Origin of the sequence: Mesorhizobium sp. CA13 (assembly GCF_020165235.1) — a bacterium.
Lineage (GTDB): Bacteria > Pseudomonadota > Alphaproteobacteria > Rhizobiales > Rhizobiaceae > Mesorhizobium.
In genome coordinates, this window is record NZ_JAIUHS010000014.1 from 153,640 (window position 1) to 169,775 (window position 16,136).

At 62.4% G+C, this 16,136-nt stretch carries 18 protein-coding genes; 10 read left to right on the forward strand and 8 right to left on the reverse strand.

Features of this window, described 5'->3' with window-relative positions; genetic code table 11:
• The first annotated feature begins 3 nt into the window (after window positions 1-3).
• The 3 genes from LB566_RS25850 to LB566_RS25860 are packed head-to-tail and all read left to right on the forward strand — an operon-like array spanning window position 4 to window position 2,527.
• Window positions 4-555 (forward strand): flavoprotein, encoded by a 552-nt coding sequence (locus LB566_RS25850; RefSeq protein ID WP_224628547.1) that lies wholly within the window; start codon window positions 4-6, stop codon window positions 553-555.
• Window positions 548-1,942, forward strand: coding sequence for a DUF6513 domain-containing protein (locus LB566_RS25855; protein ID WP_224628549.1), 1,395 nt, complete (start codon window positions 548-550; stop codon window positions 1,940-1,942). Before LB566_RS25850 ends, LB566_RS25855 begins: the two co-directional genes overlap by 8 nt.
• On the forward strand, window positions 1,943-2,527 hold the full coding sequence (locus LB566_RS25860) for a DUF447 domain-containing protein (protein WP_224628552.1): 585 nt from the start codon (window positions 1,943-1,945) through the stop codon (window positions 2,525-2,527).
• Window positions 2,528-2,547: 20 nt separating this feature from the next.
• On the opposite strand, the gene LB566_RS25865 is transcribed toward LB566_RS25860, so the two are convergent.
• A complete protein-coding gene (locus LB566_RS25865; protein ID WP_224628554.1) occupies window positions 2,548-3,594 on the reverse strand; it encodes a hydantoinase/oxoprolinase family protein in 1,047 nt (348 codons plus the stop codon).
• Between LB566_RS25865 and LB566_RS25870 the strand changes: the two genes are divergently transcribed.
• Entirely contained in the window at window positions 3,544-4,335 is a 792-nt protein-coding gene (locus tag LB566_RS25870) for a HisA/HisF-related TIM barrel protein (protein ID WP_224628556.1), read from the forward strand. The genes LB566_RS25865 and LB566_RS25870 overlap by 51 nt on opposite strands.
• A gap of 135 nt (window positions 4,336-4,470) precedes the next feature.
• Here the strand turns inward: LB566_RS25870 and fae are convergent, their stop codons facing one another.
• From fae to LB566_RS25895, 5 genes are all read right to left on the reverse strand, one after another.
• Window positions 4,471-4,977 carry a formaldehyde-activating enzyme gene (gene fae, locus LB566_RS25875; RefSeq protein ID WP_140552486.1) on the reverse strand — a complete coding sequence of 169 codons (507 nt, stop codon included), beginning with the start codon at window positions 4,975-4,977 and terminating at the stop codon, window positions 4,471-4,473.
• Between the two features lie 148 nt (window positions 4,978-5,125).
• Window positions 5,126-5,986, reverse strand: a complete 861-nt coding sequence (locus LB566_RS25880; RefSeq protein ID WP_140642660.1) for a triphosphoribosyl-dephospho-CoA synthase — start codon at window positions 5,984-5,986, stop codon at window positions 5,126-5,128.
• Window positions 5,987-6,000: 14 nt separating this feature from the next.
• Window positions 6,001-6,948, reverse strand: a complete 948-nt coding sequence (locus LB566_RS25885; RefSeq protein ID WP_140552488.1) for a RimK family alpha-L-glutamate ligase — start codon at window positions 6,946-6,948, stop codon at window positions 6,001-6,003.
• A 53-nt stretch (window positions 6,949-7,001) separates the two neighbouring features.
• Window positions 7,002-7,958: a methenyltetrahydromethanopterin cyclohydrolase gene (mch, locus tag LB566_RS25890; RefSeq protein WP_224628558.1), complete on the reverse strand. Its 957-nt coding sequence runs from the start codon at window positions 7,956-7,958 to the stop codon at window positions 7,002-7,004.
• Window positions 7,955-8,725, reverse strand: coding sequence for an ATP-grasp domain-containing protein (locus LB566_RS25895; RefSeq protein ID WP_224628608.1), 771 nt, complete (start codon window positions 8,723-8,725; stop codon window positions 7,955-7,957). Before LB566_RS25895 ends, mch begins: the two co-directional genes overlap by 4 nt.
• Here LB566_RS25895 and LB566_RS25900 point away from each other — a divergent pair.
• Window positions 8,687-8,914 (forward strand): hypothetical protein, encoded by a 228-nt coding sequence (locus LB566_RS25900; RefSeq protein WP_224628612.1) that lies wholly within the window; start codon window positions 8,687-8,689, stop codon window positions 8,912-8,914. The two genes, LB566_RS25895 and LB566_RS25900, sit on opposite strands and share 39 nt — an antisense overlap.
• A gap of 148 nt (window positions 8,915-9,062) precedes the next feature.
• Here the strand turns inward: LB566_RS25900 and LB566_RS25905 are convergent, their stop codons facing one another.
• Window positions 9,063-9,956, reverse strand: coding sequence for an NAD(P)-dependent methylenetetrahydromethanopterin dehydrogenase (locus LB566_RS25905; RefSeq protein ID WP_224628560.1), 894 nt, complete (start codon window positions 9,954-9,956; stop codon window positions 9,063-9,065).
• Window positions 9,957-9,986: 30 nt separating this feature from the next.
• Complete coding sequence (locus LB566_RS25910) at window positions 9,987-10,958, reverse strand: beta-ribofuranosylaminobenzene 5'-phosphate synthase family protein (RefSeq protein WP_224628562.1); 972 nt, start codon at window positions 10,956-10,958, stop codon at window positions 9,987-9,989.
• A gap of 157 nt (window positions 10,959-11,115) precedes the next feature.
• Between LB566_RS25910 and LB566_RS25915 the strand changes: the two genes are divergently transcribed.
• From LB566_RS25915 to LB566_RS25935, 5 genes are all read left to right on the forward strand, one after another.
• The gene (locus LB566_RS25915) at window positions 11,116-11,496 is read left to right on the forward strand and encodes a 4a-hydroxytetrahydrobiopterin dehydratase (protein ID WP_140552492.1); all 381 of its coding nucleotides are present in this window, start codon (window positions 11,116-11,118) and stop codon (window positions 11,494-11,496) included.
• Between the two features lie 118 nt (window positions 11,497-11,614).
• Window positions 11,615-12,700, forward strand: a complete 1,086-nt coding sequence (locus tag LB566_RS25920) for a tungsten formylmethanofuran dehydrogenase (protein ID WP_224628572.1) — start codon at window positions 11,615-11,617, stop codon at window positions 12,698-12,700.
• Window positions 12,694-14,325, forward strand: a complete 1,632-nt coding sequence (locus LB566_RS25925) for a formylmethanofuran dehydrogenase subunit A (protein WP_224628574.1) — start codon at window positions 12,694-12,696, stop codon at window positions 14,323-14,325. Before LB566_RS25920 ends, LB566_RS25925 begins: the two co-directional genes overlap by 7 nt.
• Window positions 14,313-15,221 carry a formylmethanofuran--tetrahydromethanopterin N-formyltransferase gene (fhcD, locus tag LB566_RS25930; protein WP_140552495.1) on the forward strand — a complete coding sequence of 303 codons (909 nt, stop codon included), beginning with the start codon at window positions 14,313-14,315 and terminating at the stop codon, window positions 15,219-15,221. The genes LB566_RS25925 and fhcD overlap by 13 nt, the downstream gene beginning before the upstream one ends.
• The gene (locus tag LB566_RS25935; RefSeq protein ID WP_224628575.1) at window positions 15,218-16,030 is read left to right on the forward strand and encodes a formylmethanofuran dehydrogenase subunit C; all 813 of its coding nucleotides are present in this window, start codon (window positions 15,218-15,220) and stop codon (window positions 16,028-16,030) included. Before fhcD ends, LB566_RS25935 begins: the two co-directional genes overlap by 4 nt.
• The last annotated feature ends 106 nt before the right edge of the window (window positions 16,031-16,136 follow it).

Below are 16,136 nucleotides of genomic sequence, written 5' to 3' on the forward strand. Positions count from 1 at the left end.
CCGATGGTGAAGCTGCACGTGCCGCGTTGGGCGTGGGTTTTGACGGGCTCCGGGCATTTTTTCGCGGAGAGCTTCGCACTTGTTCGCCAACTCGAACATTGCGATGTCTTCGTGTCGAAAGCCGCCAATGAAGTGCTGCGTATGTACAAGCTCAAACTCGATTTTCCGGAGACGACGCGCGTGCTGCACGACAAGACGGCGAGCGCCATTCCCGTCGGCGAATTTTACCACGGCGTCTACCACACGGTCGTGGTGGCGCCTGCCTCGTCCAACACGGTTGCCAAATGCGTCTGGGGTATTTCCGATACGCTTGCCACCAACGTCTTTGCGCAAGCCGGAAAGTGCCGCGTGCCGATTATCGTCTTTGCCTGCGACACCGCGCCCGAACTCGAAACCATGGCACCGCATGGCCTGGTCAAAGTCTATCCGCGCAGGATCGACCTGGAAAACACCGAGCGGCTGAAGGGGTTCGAACGAACCCGGGTCGTCGAGTCGCTCACGGACCTCAACGCGGCGGTTCAGCAACGCCGGGCCGAGCTGTCCGGCCATGGCTGAGCGGCTGGTCTTTCTCACCGGACATCTGGCCAGGGCACGGCTGGAAAAGCTGCTATCCGGTCTGGGCGAGACGGAGTTTTCGTGGGAGGTGGTCGACATCGGTGTCAAGGTCGCCGCACTGATGACCGAAGACATCATAAAGCGGCGTCTCATCGCGCCCGACGCCGTTGACCGCTTTGTCCTGCCAGGGCGCTATCGTGGCGATATCGAGCGATTGTCGAACCATTTCGGCGTGACCTTTGCGCGCGGTCCTGACGAGATCGCGGACCTACCGGCCTTTCTCGGCCGTGTCGGCGATCCGCCGGATCTTACGCGTCACGATATGCGCATCTTCGCCGAGATCGTCGACGCGCCCATGCTGTCGATCGGAGCGCTCATGCTGCGGGCGGGGACGCTAGCTGCGGCCGGCGCCGATGTCATCGATCTTGGCTGCCTGCCTGAAACGCCATTTCCGTTGCTGTCGGAGGCCGTGCGCGAGCTCAAGGCACAGGGATTTCGGGTCAGCGTCGATTCGGCCAGCGCGGACGAACTGTCGATCGGTGCGCGCGCCGGCGCGGACTATCTTCTCAGCCTCGACGAGAACACGCTGCCATTAATCTTCGGCCATGGGGCTACGGCGGTGTTGATCCCGTCCGCCCCCGGCGATCTGGATTCGCTTGGTCGCGCTATCGATGCGGCGCGAAGCGCTGGCATTCCCTTTATCGCGGACCCCGTGTTGGATCCGATCCACTTCGGCTTTTCCCAATCGATCGGCCGCTTCATCGAGGCGCGGCGCCGCTGGCCGGAGGCCGAATTGCTGATGGGCACCGGCAATCTCACTGAACTTACCGATGCCGACAGTTCCGGCGTTACGGCCGTTCTGACGGGGCTCTGCTCGGAACTCGGGATTCGAAACGTGCTAGCCGTGCATGTCAGCCCACACACGGTGCGGACGATCGAGGAGCACGATATTGCCCGCCGCATCATGTTTGCCGCCCGCAATGACGGTGCGCTGCCGCGCAGCTATCACCCAGGCTTGCTACAGATCCACGATCGCAAGCCTTTCACGGCCTCGACCGATGATATCGCTGCGTTGGCGGCCGAGGTGCGCGACGCCAACTTCCGTATTGCTGCAGCGGAGGACGGCATCCATATTTTCAATGGAAAAACGCACGCGGTTGCTAAGGATGCCTTCGAATTCTTCGCCGGGCTTGGCGTGGAGAGCGACGGTGCGCATGCTTTTTATCTGGGCGCGGAACTGACGAAAGCCGAGATCGCGTGGCGCCTCGGCAAGCGCTATGTTCAGGACGAGCCGCTCACATGGGGCGTCGCCGCACCGGCTCTCGAAGCCGACCGTACCCGTCTTGCCGAACCGGGCGAGACGCTTCGCGCGAAGAGGGAGGGCTAGGTGCCTTACATTCGCGAGACAATCATCACCACTGTCGACAAGACAGGAAAGGTCCATATCGCGCCGATCGGCATAATCTCCGAAAAAGACGGCTGGGTCATCGCACCGTTTCGTCCCTCGGTCACGCTCGACAATCTGGCGGCGGTGCCGTTCGCCATCGCCAACTACACCGACGACGTGCGCGTCTTCGCTGGATGCCTGACCGGGCGCAAGGATTGGCCAACCGTTCCCGTTGAAGATTTTCTGGTTCCCCGGTTGGCGACTGCGCTGGCGCATTCGGTTCTCGAAGTCGAGAGCGTTGACGATGATGGTGTGCGCCCTCGCCATTTCTGCCGCGTGGTTCGAGAAGAAATGCATGCGCCCTTCACCGGCCTGAACCGTGCCAAGGCGGCTGTTCTGGAACTGGCCATCCTGGTCAGCCGGCTTGGCATGCTACCCCGCGACAAGATCGAGGCCGAGATTGCGTATCTTTCGATCTCTATCGAAAAGACAGCCGGCGCCGACGAACGGGAAGCCTGGGGTTGGCTGATGCAGCGTGTCAGCGATCACTTGGCCGCCAAAGGGTCCAGCAGCAAGGGCGCATGAGCGTGACGACGCGAGCGCCGCTACGCTGCTTGTGATCGATATCCGGCCAGCAGCGCCACCGCCGATGCTGGTGCGGCGCGGCTGGCCTCGCCGCGAACAGCGTCATGGGCGGGGACGATGTCGGCGAAATCGACAAAGCGACGTTCCATGCGCTCGGCCAGCCGCCTGATCTGCCAGCGGCCCGTTCCGGCGCCGACGATCGGAACATCTTGAGCAAGACCCCAGGCAACCAGGGATGCTGCGTCGTGGATTTTCCGCAATTGCCGCTCGCTGAACCAGCGTGCGACTTCACCCCATTCCGGCGGCGAAAGTTCTGCGGCGTCGCGCCCCACCATGCGCGCCAGTCGCGCGATTGAGCCGTGGACGGTCTTTTCCTTGCCGTCGGCGGAAGGGTGCATGTCGTCCTCCTCATCGAGCACGCCCAGAATCCGGTGCGCGTCGGCGATCGAGGCGAAATACTCGTTCATCAATGGCGTCAGTCTTCGATGGACAGGAGCAGACGAGGCTACGCCGAACAGGAATGTCCTGGTAAATCCCGTATAGACCAGTTCGCCAGTCAGAAGCCGTCCGGCATCGGTGTAGCCCTCATTGACGACGGCGCCATTCTTGATTGCGATAATGTCGGTGGTGGTGGAGCCCATATCGACGAACAGGGCATCGCCGGCCAGTTTTGCCACCAAAGAGGCTGTCGCGTGCCAGTTGGCGGAGGCGACATCGGTGCTCAGCCGCGCTGCCTGCTCGACCTCGACAAAGCCGGATGATCCGGCATAGATCAGCTTTTCGCCTGTGGGAAAACGGTTGGAAATCTGACCCAGCAGAGTCGTCACGCCGATATCGCGGGATGCAAAGATGTCCGACAGTTCGCCCGTCATGGTGAACGCGTTGAGATCGGCTTCCGCATAGAGCGGGGCTGTTTCGTCGAGGGCCGAGGTCAGGCTGTGCAACCCTTGCCAAAGCGGCGTGGCGAGCGTTACCGCGCCGACGATGCGGCCGCCTTGCGCGCGCGTCACCTTCAGATGCGCGCCGCCAATGTCGAAGCCCGCAATGATGCTCTTTCTTTTTTCCACACTTCAAGCTTTCATGACAGCAGTTGGTTGGCGAGAAAAGCGTTGCGCATCATTCCGGTTCTCGACTTGAAAGGCGGCGAGGTGGTTCGCGCCCAGCAAGGAAAACGCGATCGCTACCGGCCGATCGTTACGCCGCTCAGCCGAAGTTCCGATGTCCTCGCCGTCGCCGAAGGGTTGCGCACGCTTTATCCCTTTTCGACCTTCTACATCGCCGATCTGGACGCCATCGAAGGCGGTACTCCAAACAGTGACGCACTTGCCCGGCTGAGGGCGATGACGCAGCCGCCCGAGCTTTGGGTCGATGCCGGCGCAGCAGACGGGAAAACGCTCTTGGCGGCGCTTGCTCAACGTTCCGTGTACCCCGTCCTGGGTTCCGAATCGCAGCAGGACGATATGCTGCTCCGGCATTTTCGCGATCATCCCGATCTCATCCTGTCCCTTGATTTCTTCGGTGATGATTTTTGCGGACCGCGTTCTCTTCTCGATGAGCCCGAGCTTTGGCCGCAAAAGGTGATCGTGATGACGCTGGCCAAAGTCGGTGCGGCCGGCGGCCCGGACTTCAGGCGGCTGGAGGAGGTCAGGGCCAAAGCAGGAAATCGGGCGGTCATCGCCGCCGGCGGCGTCCGCGATGACAATGATATCCACGCATTGTCGGCGATGGGCATCGCCGCAGCGCTGGTCGCAACCTCACTGCACAACGCCACGCTCACACCCGATCACCTGGCGTCGCTCGGCGCCTGATCATAGTTGCTCCTCACCCCCGAAAGGCGGGCGCCCTTCGGGAGTGTCGCTTCAAAAGCCCAGAACCTTTTTCAGCCGGCGCAACAGACCATCCGTTTCGGAAGATGGCTTTTCCTGTGCGGGGCCGTCTCTTGTCTAGGCCGCGAACGGATGCTTGACCTTGTCGCGCTGAGCGGTGGCTTCGGCGGCAGTCGGGGTTCCTGCGATAGCGCGCTGGATGGCCTCCTTCGTCGCCTCGTAGTTGTATTTCTGGATCTTGGCGTCGTCGGCCGCGTCCCAATGGATGAATACGCCGACGCAGATGAACACGTCGTCTGCTTCGTTGGCCGGAATGGTCCCGTCCGCGACGCTGTCCTGCACGGCCTTTGCAACGGCGTGCTGCGCCGGGCCGAACATCTGGACAGCCTGCTTGGCGCCCTTGATCGTGACCTTGTTGAACATCACCGTATTGGGCTTGCATTGAAGATTAGGCGCGATCACCGCCAACAGCGAGGTAAAACCGTCCTTGTTGTTGGTGAGCGCGTTGCAAAATGCCGTTTCGACCGCACTCCCTCGCGGGCCGATGAGCAGGTCGACATGCGCGACTTCGTTGCCGTCCCCTACCAGCGATTCACCGACCATTACCTTCGAGATTTTTGCCATGCCAATTTCCTCCAAGACACAATTATGATGTCCACGGACGCTGCAACCGAGCAGGCGCTCGATGGACAGCTATCCTTGTTGGCAGCGCCCGGATTGCCCGGGCCGGTTGGCTAGATAGCCGCGGAAGCACAGCTCCCGCTTTTGGAAGTCAAGCACCAACGCCGCGATTATGCAAGCGAGCGCCCAGGGTGTGGACTAAAAGAGTAGCCACGGTCAGATCGGCCGAGGTGCCGGGGTTGACTTTGTCCGCCTTCAGCCGGCGGTCGAACTCCATGAGCAGGCGAATGCGTGACGGCTCGTCGCCGTTGGCATGGAGCGCCGCCTGAACGGCAAGAGCGTCTTGTCGCGCCTGATTTGCGACTTCAATTCCGTGATTGCGCACCACGTGACTGTCGGGGAAGCCTGCCACAAACGCCATATAGGCGAACACGGTCGGCCACATGCCGCTTTCTCCGCGCGCTAGCGCCCCTACCAGCGCCGCCAGCCCGACCCCGAACACGTCGCCGAAACAGGTGTCATACTGGCGTGCGATCATATCGCGGTCGGCAGCCTCCCGCATTGCTTCCAGGAGATGAACCTTCGGCTCCTGCCGCACATCATTGGCGGCATCTCCCAGGCCGCCTGGCGCTGCCATGGCGATCGCCTCGAACACTGCCCTGGTATCGTCCATGCTCAACGCGCGCAGCAGCGAGTCGAGATTATCCTGCAAGCTGCCACTCCTCATTTCGGCGGCGCATATCAGAGGCCCCGCCAGGAGGATGATACCGAGATTTGTATTGGTTGCTACCGCCAGACGTGTCGCACGCACCGCCTCCAGCATGCGCTGCCCGGCCGAGAGGCGAGGATCGGTCAGCGGCTCGGACGAAACCTCGGCACTTATCATGAACTGAGCGGCGGACATGCCGTGTCCGTCGGCGAACAGGTGGACATTGCCCGGCTTCAGAGCTTCGATCTCCATCCTGCAGGCATCCTTGTAGCTAGCCCGGAGGCGTTCACGCGATAACGTCATCCTCCGCCGCTCCGTTACGAATTCGCCGGCGCGGTGAACCGGAAGGGGCGCGGCGCGGCGGTGGCTTCGGTGCGGTCGGCCAGGAATTTCAGCAGGGCATCGGCGATCGCTTCGGCGATGTTCACAGCGACCACCGATTGCAGCCCTGACCAGGCGGGCATGCTGTTCACCTCGAGCACGAACAAGCTGCCATCGTCGGCTCGCACAATGTCCACGCCAGCAAAATCCGCGCCGACGGCGGCCGACGCGGCGACAGCCAGCGCTGCCAGCTCAGCCTCGCCATGTCCCGAAACCGGCTCCGGCACGCCACCCCGGTTGACGTTCGTGATCCAGTCGTCGCTGCTGCGGCTCATCATCGCGACGGTTTCGCCGGCGCAGATAAAAACGCGAAAATCCCGGAAAGGCGGGCCGGCGCGCGACACATAATGCTGGAGATAGTAGACGCTGTTCACCTCGTCTGCGGCGGGAAGGTCGGAGAGCGTACGGATCAGCCTTATCCCGCGGCCTTGCGCCCCGAACAAGGGTTTCAGAACCAGCGGTCCCTCCGGAAGCTCCCGCGCCGCGATCTCCTTGGCGGCGGCAAGGCCTTCGACGGCGAACGTCGGCGGCGTTGGCAGGCCGGCATTTTTCAAGAGGAACGTCGTCATCGACTTGTCGACGCAGCGTTCGACCGCCTGCGCCGAATTCCACACGGGAACCGACAGCCGGCTCAGCGCGTGCAGCACCCCGAGGCGCCGGGTGATCGCCTCGAACGATCCGGCGGCGATCGAACGGACGAGCACGGCGTCGGGCAGCGCGCCGCCGAAACCGGGGATCGAAAGTCCGCTCGGGCTACCGGTGTCGAACGCGATTGCCGCCAGCGGCGCGGTAGCAACAATAGCGCCCCGTCGACTCAGCCTTGCCGCGAGGCCCCTGGAGCCGGTGTCCGAACTGTCACTGACGATCAGGATGCGAGGGATCATATGGCGCCTCGGACATGGCGGATGACGGACGGTTCCCTTTGTGCCGCCATGCTCTAACCGAGGCTCCGTTCGAGCATCTTCGGATCACGCCGGCCAGCGCGAAACGTATCGCCGGTTTCGATCGCCGTCACGATCACTTCGGCCGGGCTGAACAACAGCGGATCGATGGCATAGAAATCCCCCTTGAACCGCTTGAATATCTCGGCAAACGGTTGACCGTAGTCCCGTGAGGCGCGGCTCGGAAGTTTCTCCGCGAGGTTGCTGGCCTCTTTTGCCGACCCTTTTACGAAGAGCTGGACGCTGCCGCCATAGATGATGGCATCGTTCGTTCTGCCCATGGCGGTCAGGAAATCCGGGTGGGGGGCGGGGATTGGCGCCGCTCCGATGCCGTCGACAACGTTCTCCAGCGGAAATTTGAGATCGTTGGCCTTGTGCAGGGCAACCTCGAGCGCGCGCGCAACGATCTGCAGGCTGCCGGCAAGGCTTTGCGTCGGCGCGTAGAGGAAGGTGAGCTTGTCGGTTGCCAATCCGGTTGACTTGCTCACTTTCTCGACGATTGCTGGGGGAGGCGGTTTGGCAGTCTCCAGGATAAGCACGGCGGACGATGCGGTGTCTCGATAGGAAAGCGCGTCGAACAGTGGTTCGACGCGGGCGAGTGCCCGCGCAGGTCCCGATCCCATGGCGAAATAGTCCTGGGCAGACAGGTTCCAGCCCGCATATTGACTGCCTAGGCAGGCCAGTACGGGCTGCGACGAGCGCACCTCGACCGTGAACGGCCATTTCCGCTCCGTGCGGTCCATGAACACCGAAACGCTGCCGAGACCACCCATCGCCGCCTCTGCCATGCGCAGCCCGGCCTCGACGCTGCCGGGCGCCTTGGCGCCGACATCGATAAGGAGCTCGCCCAAGGTTCCCTTGGAAGCGGCGATCCGCAGCCGTTCGGCATCGCTGATCATGCCGTCGGCGATGCGCTGTGCATTGTCGTTCAGGAATGCCGAACCGTTCTTCATGTCCGGTCTCCTTCCCATTGCAGTTGCAACCGGCGGGCTTGCCCCTTGATGAGCCGCCTGGTCAAACCGGCGTTCGGACCGCGCGCGAAGACGGTACAGACGGGGTCGCCGGCAATCAGACGGGTGCCGGGTGACTGGTGGTCCGCAGTCCATTCGGGCCACACAATCGACGGAAACCGGGCGATTGGGGTCGCGGCGTAGGTCACCATTGAAGCCATCGAATCGACGAAGCGTGGCAAACGGTAGGTTCCTCCGGCCGCAGCTCGCAGATGTGCTTCGATCAGCGGCGCCTCGTCCTCGTCAAAAATGTCCAGCGTGGCGCCTGGCCGCGGATTGATCTCTATGAGCTTGTAGCCGTCCGATCCGCGAATGAGATCGGCGCTGCACAATCCAATCAGGCCGGCGCGGCGCGTCAGGGCTGAAAGCCAGCCGCCGATGAGCGCCGCCTGCCTGCGGTCGAAGCGTCTCAACCGCACGGCCCCGCCATAGCGATAGGGTGCCGCGGAGACGGGGGAGGTCCATTGTTGGCTGAAGCCGACAATGCGCGCGGCCTGGCCGTCGCCGACGAAAAGGGCCGAGACGCTGCGTCCGGCGACGAAACGTTGGAAATAGCGGCCGGTGGTCTGGCTTTCTCCGGCCGCCTGTCTGATATGCCCACCCCCGGCGCCGCCCACGGTCTTGGCCACCCAGCTGTCCGGCTCAGGCGGCCGATCCCACCGGAATTCCGGATGTGGGATGCCGAGTTCGGCACAATCCGCGGCCAGCAATTGCGGGTCCTTGATCCTGCTGATCGCCGCGCCGCGATTGCCGGCAAGCGGAAAATGGCGAGCGACGGCGTCGACAGTCTCCGTCATCCGCTCAAAACCCGAGCCCAGGACGACGGCGACCGGCTGGTCTTCGCCGGCCAGGTCCCGAAGCGTCTCGATGATGCGCTCGCCGTCGATGCCGTCCTGTAGGTTGCCCGGCAGCTTGGTCGTTCGTTCTGCCAGCGCAACCGTATCGGTGTCGCAGAAGAAATCAGCGACCAACGGACGATAGCCCGCACGCCGCGCAGCCATGGCCAATGCCCGGCCTGAAATCGCCGCGATCAGCAGAGATCTGGCGCTATTTGGCAATCTCGCGTGCAAGGGAAAACGCTTCCTGGAAATCGAGCGCGATCGTTTTTTCGGATTCGATCATTCTTTTGAAAAGGCCGGACTCGACCTTATATTTGACGTTGCCGATGGCAAGCGGGCCAATCCCGACGGCCTTTGACGCTTCTAGCGGGTCGCCATTGGCATTGACGGCCAATCCTTCGATGCCTGCGGGCGGAACCGCGTTGACGTCGGCGGCGATAAGCAAGCCGCTGCCTCTCAACTGGGCCTTTGAAACCACCTGGACGCCGGCCTTCGCACAAGCCAGTATGACCTCACTTGCCTCGACCAGATCGGCTTTCCGGGCATCGCTCGATCCGTCAGCCGCATCGACACCGATCTTGAATCGGCTTTTGATCTCGGCAGCGATCTGTTTCACCCTTTCGATGCCGTCATGGCCGACGAGTGTGACGCGGGCGCCCTCCCTTGCCGCGATGACGGCGGTGCAGAAGCCAACCACGCCGGTGGCGCCGAAAACAGCCACCCTCGTGTCCTTCAGCCCGCGCTCGAATTTCTTCTCCAACGCCTTTTCGACCTTGGCCACCATCGCCGCGGCCGTGGTGAAAGAGCCGGCCGGGTCGGCAAATACCGAAACCTGGAAAGGCGGCACCATCGCCTTCTTCGCGGCATCGAACATGTCGAGCGCCAACGAAGCATCCTTCCCGGCGATAAAGATGCCGGTATCGACGCCGGCATCAGGCGGACGCGAAAAGATCGCGTCCTGAACCAGGCCTGTCACCTCACCAAGGCCAACATCGACATAGGGGACGACGCTGTCGAAGCCCGCGTCGAGCGCCATGTTCACGTCGAAGGGGCTCATGTGCTTCAACGGCGTCAGCATATGCAGGATATGTTTGCGGGCCATTTCTCGCCTTTCTGCTTGGAATCTGAAGCGTCAGCTGCCGACGAGACCGAGTCCGGTCGAACTGATCTTCGCGCCGGAGTTCCTGCCTTTGACGATCTTGATCTGAAGGCCGTCTTCAACGGTTGTCTTCTGAACCGCGCCGACGAATTTGAGCGCGGCGTCATGCGACGGCGCGAAGGCAAACCCTGTCGGTCCCCAGGAACTCTGGCCGATTCCGACGGCGCCCGCTTCATTGAGACGGTGAGCGACCATCTCGACCCGCTTTGAGGTGAACACGCCGCCCTGCGCCGGAGCGAAATGGCTGCCGATCAGCATCTGTATCGCGGTGACGGCAGCGCCGAATGCCGCAAGATCGCGCTCGACCAAGGCCGGCATGATACCCATCAGCACCCTCCGGCAGATCTCGCCGCTGCCCGCCGTCGGGAAGGGTGGCAGTGAACGGAACGCCGCGACCTCGGCCTCGCCATGCAGTCCATGCCCGGCATGGTCGAGGATGAGGATGACGCGCCATTCTTCGGGAAACGGCAGCCGCGCCACGACCGGAGGCGGTCCGCCACGCTCGTCCTTGCCCGCGTCGACAATCACGCCGCCGTCTTCGAAACTTGCGATGCCGATCCCAGATCGGCCGCCTCGTTCGAGCAGGGTCGCGTCGCCGGCGACATCGAGAGGCAGGTTGTGCAGCGTTCGCAGTGCCGAGGCGACGGCAAGGGCGATCTGCGTGCCGGACCCAAGGCCGGCGTGACTCGGGATCGACTGTTCGATCACCAAATGGTGCTGGCCGCGAATGCCGAGATGCCTGCGGAGCGTCGACAAGTGCTCACCGGCGCGAACGCTCTCGGAACCTTCGACTAGGGTCTCGCCGGACCGCGACAGGGTGACAACGGTTTCGGGTTCACTCAACGGAAGCCCAACGCTGCCAAAGCGACGTCCGGCATCGCCATTGAGATCGAGGAAGCCAAGGTGAAGGCGAGCGGGCACTCGTACGGTAACAAAATTCGACATCTGCCCCCCGATGGGTGCATCATGGATGCATCATGGAAGTTTAGGTGCCCGCCACGATGATAACTGTTTTCGTCGAGGGAGCAAGCCAAAGAGAGTGCATTCATGTTTCTGCTTTGGCCTGTCGTGTTGACGGACCGAGCAATTCGGGGAGGTCGAGATGAGCGAAACGGTCAAGGAGAAGATCTATTCGGACGCCGAGATTGCCGACCGGCTTGAGAAGGAGCTGCCGAAATGGCGCTACGAAAACGGCTGGATCCGGCGCAAATACAAGACCCACAGCTGGAAGTCGACGCTGATGGTCATCAACACGGTTGGCCATCTCGCCGAGGCGGCGTGGCACCATCCCGATATCACCGCTTCCTATGCCTGGGTCGAGGTACGCCTTATGAACCACGCCGCGAAGGGTATCACCGACAAGGACTTCGAGTTGGCGAGAAAGATCGAGGACGTTGTCCAGTGGCAGCCGGCCAAGGAAGGCGGGGCGCTGGAGGGAACTCCGCCGACCGATCAACGCTTCGCTTACATCAAATATGATTAAGCGCGGTCGGAGTTTGTTGATAGCGTATGAAAACATTCGTTAATCTGCTGGCAAGCGGGGTTCACGGCCAATCCAGTTTCGTCTAGGATCGGGCCGGCACCAGAAAGTAGTGTAGCGAATGGCGGTTGCTTGGATAGGCAACCGGGAAGCGCTGGTCGAGCGCGCGGCTGCGCATGCCGCGTCGCTGTTATCGTCAAGCCGGTGCCCGGTTTTCAGCTTTGATACGGACATACACGGCACGAGGGCGGCGATCGCGCTGGCCGAGCGGCTTGGCGCGGCATACGATCACGCCGACGGCGCGGCACTTGCCCGAGAGACCATGCTTTTTACCGACAGGGGCGCGATGACCGTCGCCCCTGGGGAGACGCGCCGGCGTGCCGATATCGTGGTGATCGTGGGCGAACTCGCACAAATCCATCATGATCTTGTTGCCGAGCTCGCTGGCACGGTTCCCGATCTCTCGACCAGGAGCAAGCGCGAGTTCTTCCTGGTGGGATCGAACGGGGTGTCCGTGCCGTTGAAAAACGGGCGCAAGGCAACGCTCCTTTCCTGTGGCCAAGCTAGCCTCGGCGCCACGCTGGCGGCGCTGAGGGCGCAGTACAAGGGGCGGCAAACATCGCGACCGGTGTCGAACTTCAACGATTTCGCCAAGGCTCTGACGGCTGCGCATTTTCCCGTGTTCCTGTTTTCAGGCCACGCCACCGATGGGTTGGCGTTGGAGATGCTGCAGGGGCTGATCGCCGATCTCAATCGCAAATCACGTGCATCTGGCCTTCATCTGCCCGCGAGCGAAAACGGGTGGGGAAGTGTGCTCGCCTCGACCTGGATGACAGGTTTTCCATTGCGCACGGGCTTTGCGCGGGGCTTCCCGGAATTCGATCCCTGGCGCTACGATGTGGAGCGCATGATCGCCGCCGGCGAAGCCGACCTGCACCTGCGGATCTCCGCCACGGTTACCCAACTCCCGAGAAACAGGGGACGCACGGCACTGATTGCGCTGGCCAAAACGGAAGAGCCGGTCGCAGGCGCCGCGGTCACCATCGCCATTGGCGAAGCTGGGATCGATCACGATGCGGTTGTTTATTCCAGCCGTACCGGCTCGCTGAAGTCGACTGATACCCGCGCTGCTTCGAAATTGCCCTCCGCCGCGACGATCATTCGCCTGGTCGCCAGTCGGGTTTTCGCCGAGGCATTGCCATGCTGACGAAAATCGCCAACGGCGAGATCGTCGACCCCGTCAACAGCCGGCTCGGCAAGGGCGATCTATGGATCAAGGACGGCAAGATCGTCGCGGCGCCCGCTGAGGGGTCGGCCGACCGGACCATCGAAGCCGCCGGCTGCATCGTGATGGCGGGCGCCATCGACATCCACTCCCACATTGGCGGCGGTAACGTGAATACCGCGCGGCTTCTCTTGCCCGAACAGCATGCCGCCCATCAGGCGCGACCGGCGACGACGCCGCTCTCCAATGCCGGCTGGTCGACCTTCCAGACCGGCTGTCTCTATGCCAAGATGGGCTTCACGACGGTCGTCGAACCGGCGATGTCCCCGGGATCTGCACTCCACACCCATCTCGAACTGGCCGACATCCCGATCATCGACAAGGCGACGCTGGCCATTCTCGGCAACGACGACTTCCTGCTGTCAATGATCCGTGACGCCGCCACTCCTCAAATGATCGAGGACTATGTCGCCTGGACGGTCGCCTCGACGCGAGCGCTCGGGGTCAAGGTGATCAACGCCGGTGCGGCGGCCGCCTTCAAGGAAAACGCACGCACCTTCGCGCTGGACGATGTGGTGCCTTCCTACGGCGTCAGCTCGCGCAAGATTGTCAAGACGCTGCAGGCCGCCGTCGACAGTCTTGGCCTGCCGCATCCTTTGCATGTCCATTGCAATAATCTGGGCATTCCCGGATCTGCGGATACGGCGGCCGCGACGATTGCGGCGGCGGATGGGCTGCCGATGCACCTCGCCCACCTCCAGTTCTATGGCTATGGCACGGAAGGAAAGCGCAGATTTTCCTCCGCCGCCGCGCGCCTTGCCGAGCTTATCAACACGACTCCGGAAGTCACTATCGATATCGGTCAGGTGATGTTCGGTCAGACGGTCACGGTCTCCTCCGACGTCATGCGGCAGTTCTCGGCGCGGGGCAGCGCACATCCGAAAAAGTCCGTCATTCATGACGGGGATGGCAATGGCGGCGGCATCGTGCCCTACAGCTATGGCAAGGACTTCTATGGCACGATGCAGTGGGCGATCGGGCTCGAGCTTTTTCTCCTCATCGACGATCCCTGGCGTGTGTTCTTCACCACCGATCACCCCAACGGTGCACCCTTTACCGCTTATCCGGCTCTGTTCGAGCTGCTCATGAGGCGGGAAGCGCGCACCGAAATGGCCACTGGACTTTCACGATCCGCCTTAGCGCTCTCTACCCTGTCCGCAATCGACCGCGAATACACGTTCGAGGAAATCGCCATCATGACGCGTGCAGCGCCGGCGAGGCTGCTCGGGTTGACGGATCGAGGCCATCTCGGCGTCGGCGCGATAGCCGACATCGCTGTCTATCGCAGGAACGAAAGTATCGCGAAAATGCTCGGACAGGCAGCGTATGTTTTCAAGGATGGCGATCTCGTCGTGCAGGACGGGGAGATCATCCATTACCGCTGGGGCAAGGCCCTCAGGCTTAATCCACCTGTGGACAAGGCGATGGTGCGGCGTCTGGAGGACTATCACCAGCAGCGCTACGGCCTGTCCTTGGATTGGTTCAATTTCCCGGATTCCGCGATTGCGCGTGAACAGCCATTCGGCGAGGTGCCATGCCGAACGTGAGCGTAAATGGGGTAACGATCGACGATACTTTTGCCGAAGCCTTCGGGATGCGGGCAACCGCCATCATCATCACCGCGTCGAACCGGAAATGGGCACGGCAGGCGGCGATCACGATGACCGGCTTCGCCACCTCGGTAATCGGTTGCGGCTGCGAAGCGGCAATCGATGCCGACCTGCCGCCGTCAGCCACCCCGGATGGCCGGCCCGGCTGCCGCGTGATGATCTTCGCGATGGGAACCGATGAATTGCAGAAGCAACTGCTCAATCGCGTTGGGCAGTGCGTCTTGACCTCGCCAGGCTCCGCCTGCTTTGCCGGACTGGAGGGCAGCGCCAAGCTCAAGCTCGGTTCGGCGCTGCGTTATTTCGGCGACGGCTGGCAAATCTCCAAGAAGATCGGCGACAGGCATTTCTGGCGCATTCCCGTCATGGATGGTGAATTCCTCTGCGAGGCAACAACCGGACTGACCAAGGAAGCCGTCGGCGGCGGCAATTTCTTTGTCATGGCGGAAAGCAGCGCCAACGCTTTGGTCGCGGCCGAGGCCGCGGTCGCCGCGATCGGAATGGTGCCTGGTGCCATCGTGCCGTTCCCGGGCGGCATCGCCCGTTCGGGCTCCAAGATAGGTGGCAAATATAAGGGCATGATCGCCTCGGCCAACGAAGCCTACGCGCCGACACTGCGCGGCGTGGTTGCGAGTGAACTCGGGCCCGACATCAACGCCGTCCTGGAAATCGTCATTGATGGTGAGACGAATGATGCCGTTGCCGCGGCGATGAAGGCCGGCATCAAGGCCGTCATCCAGCTCGGCCCGAAGAAAGGCGCGGTTCGCATCGGCGCCGGCAATTACGGCGGCAAGCTCGGTAAGTTCATCTATTCGCTGAAGGATATGTTGCCATGAAGGCGCTGACCTTCACTCTTGTTGCCGAACCGCCTGAGCGCCTCGACCTGTCGCCGCTGACGCCGGAACGGCTTGCTGGGAGCGAAAGACGGGATATCGAAAAAATCCGAATCGGCATGTCGAAGCATGGATCGAAGGTGGGCGACATTTTTCGCCTCGCCGGCAGCGATCCGCTAAGCATCGTGTTCGAAGGTGGAAGCGCGCGCCTCGACCGGCTGGCGCAAGGCATGGGAGGTGGATCGGTCCGCGTGATCGGCAATACTGGCGCGCAGGCCGGGCGCGCGATGCGCGGCGGCAAGCTGACGATCGAAGGCAATGCGGGGCCGCACGCCGGCTCTGGCATGCGCGGCGGCAGGCTGGAGATAACAGGTAACGCCGGCGATCACCTTGGTGCGCCGCTCGTCGGCGAACTGGCCGGCATGAATGGCGGCGTGCTGATCGTCAGGGGCAGGGCGGGCGCCTTCGCCGCGGACCGCATGCGGCGCGGCCTGATCGCGGTGCTGAAAGGCTCGGGAGACCATGCAGGCAGCCGCATGATCGCGGGTACGCTGGTGGTAGCCGGTGGCATCGGTGAAATGCCCGGCTACCTGATGCGCCGCGGTTCGATCCTTCTTGATCGCGCGCCAGGACATCTGTCGCCGAGCTTCGTCGAGTGTGGCGCGCCCGAGAGCGTTTTTGCCACCATCATCGATCGTCATCTGATCGCCGAAGGCATTTTGAAACGGCCGCTGCTGGGGCGCGCACCACATAAATATGGCGGTGACAACGCGGTGCTTGGAATGGGCGAGGTTCTCTTTCCCCGCCGATGAGGTTCCGGCAACGGGATCGATCAAGTGCTTGTGCCTGTCGAGCGGCCCTGCTCGCCAAGCTTTAGGAATGTGTCCAAACGTCGATTTGCCGCCAGCTATTGGCTTC

Bases quoted from the DNA above. Each gene is read 5' to 3' on its own strand.
- LB566_RS25915 (WP_140552492.1), top strand. From the start codon at position 11,116: ATGAGCGAAACGGTCAAGGAGAAGATCTATTCGGACGCCGAGATTGCC.
- LB566_RS25855 (WP_224628549.1), top strand. From the start codon at position 548: ATGGCTGAGCGGCTGGTCTTTCTCACCGGACATCTGGCCAGGGCACGG.
- LB566_RS25910 (WP_224628562.1), bottom strand. From the start codon at position 10,958: ATGTCGAATTTTGTTACCGTACGAGTGCCCGCTCGCCTTCACCTTGGC.
- LB566_RS25900 (WP_224628612.1), top strand. From the start codon at position 8,687: ATGTGGGATGCCGAGTTCGGCACAATCCGCGGCCAGCAATTGCGGGTC.
- fhcD (WP_140552495.1), top strand. From the start codon at position 14,313: ATGCCGAACGTGAGCGTAAATGGGGTAACGATCGACGATACTTTTGCC.
- mch (WP_224628558.1), bottom strand. From the start codon at position 7,958: ATGAAGAACGGTTCGGCATTCCTGAACGACAATGCACAGCGCATCGCC.
- LB566_RS25880 (WP_140642660.1), bottom strand. From the start codon at position 5,986: ATGACGTTATCGCGTGAACGCCTCCGGGCTAGCTACAAGGATGCCTGC.
- LB566_RS25850 (WP_224628547.1), top strand. From the start codon at position 4: ATGGTGAAGCTGCACGTGCCGCGTTGGGCGTGGGTTTTGACGGGCTCC.
- fae (WP_140552486.1), bottom strand. From the start codon at position 4,977: ATGGCAAAAATCTCGAAGGTAATGGTCGGTGAATCGCTGGTAGGGGAC.
- LB566_RS25870 (WP_224628556.1), top strand. From the start codon at position 3,544: ATGCGCGCCGCCAATGTCGAAGCCCGCAATGATGCTCTTTCTTTTTTC.
- LB566_RS25885 (WP_140552488.1), bottom strand. From the start codon at position 6,948: ATGATCCCTCGCATCCTGATCGTCAGTGACAGTTCGGACACCGGCTCC.
- LB566_RS25935 (WP_224628575.1), top strand. From the start codon at position 15,218: ATGAAGGCGCTGACCTTCACTCTTGTTGCCGAACCGCCTGAGCGCCTC.
- LB566_RS25920 (WP_224628572.1), top strand. From the start codon at position 11,615: ATGGCGGTTGCTTGGATAGGCAACCGGGAAGCGCTGGTCGAGCGCGCG.
- LB566_RS25925 (WP_224628574.1), top strand. From the start codon at position 12,694: ATGCTGACGAAAATCGCCAACGGCGAGATCGTCGACCCCGTCAACAGC.
- LB566_RS25905 (WP_224628560.1), bottom strand. From the start codon at position 9,956: ATGGCCCGCAAACATATCCTGCATATGCTGACGCCGTTGAAGCACATG.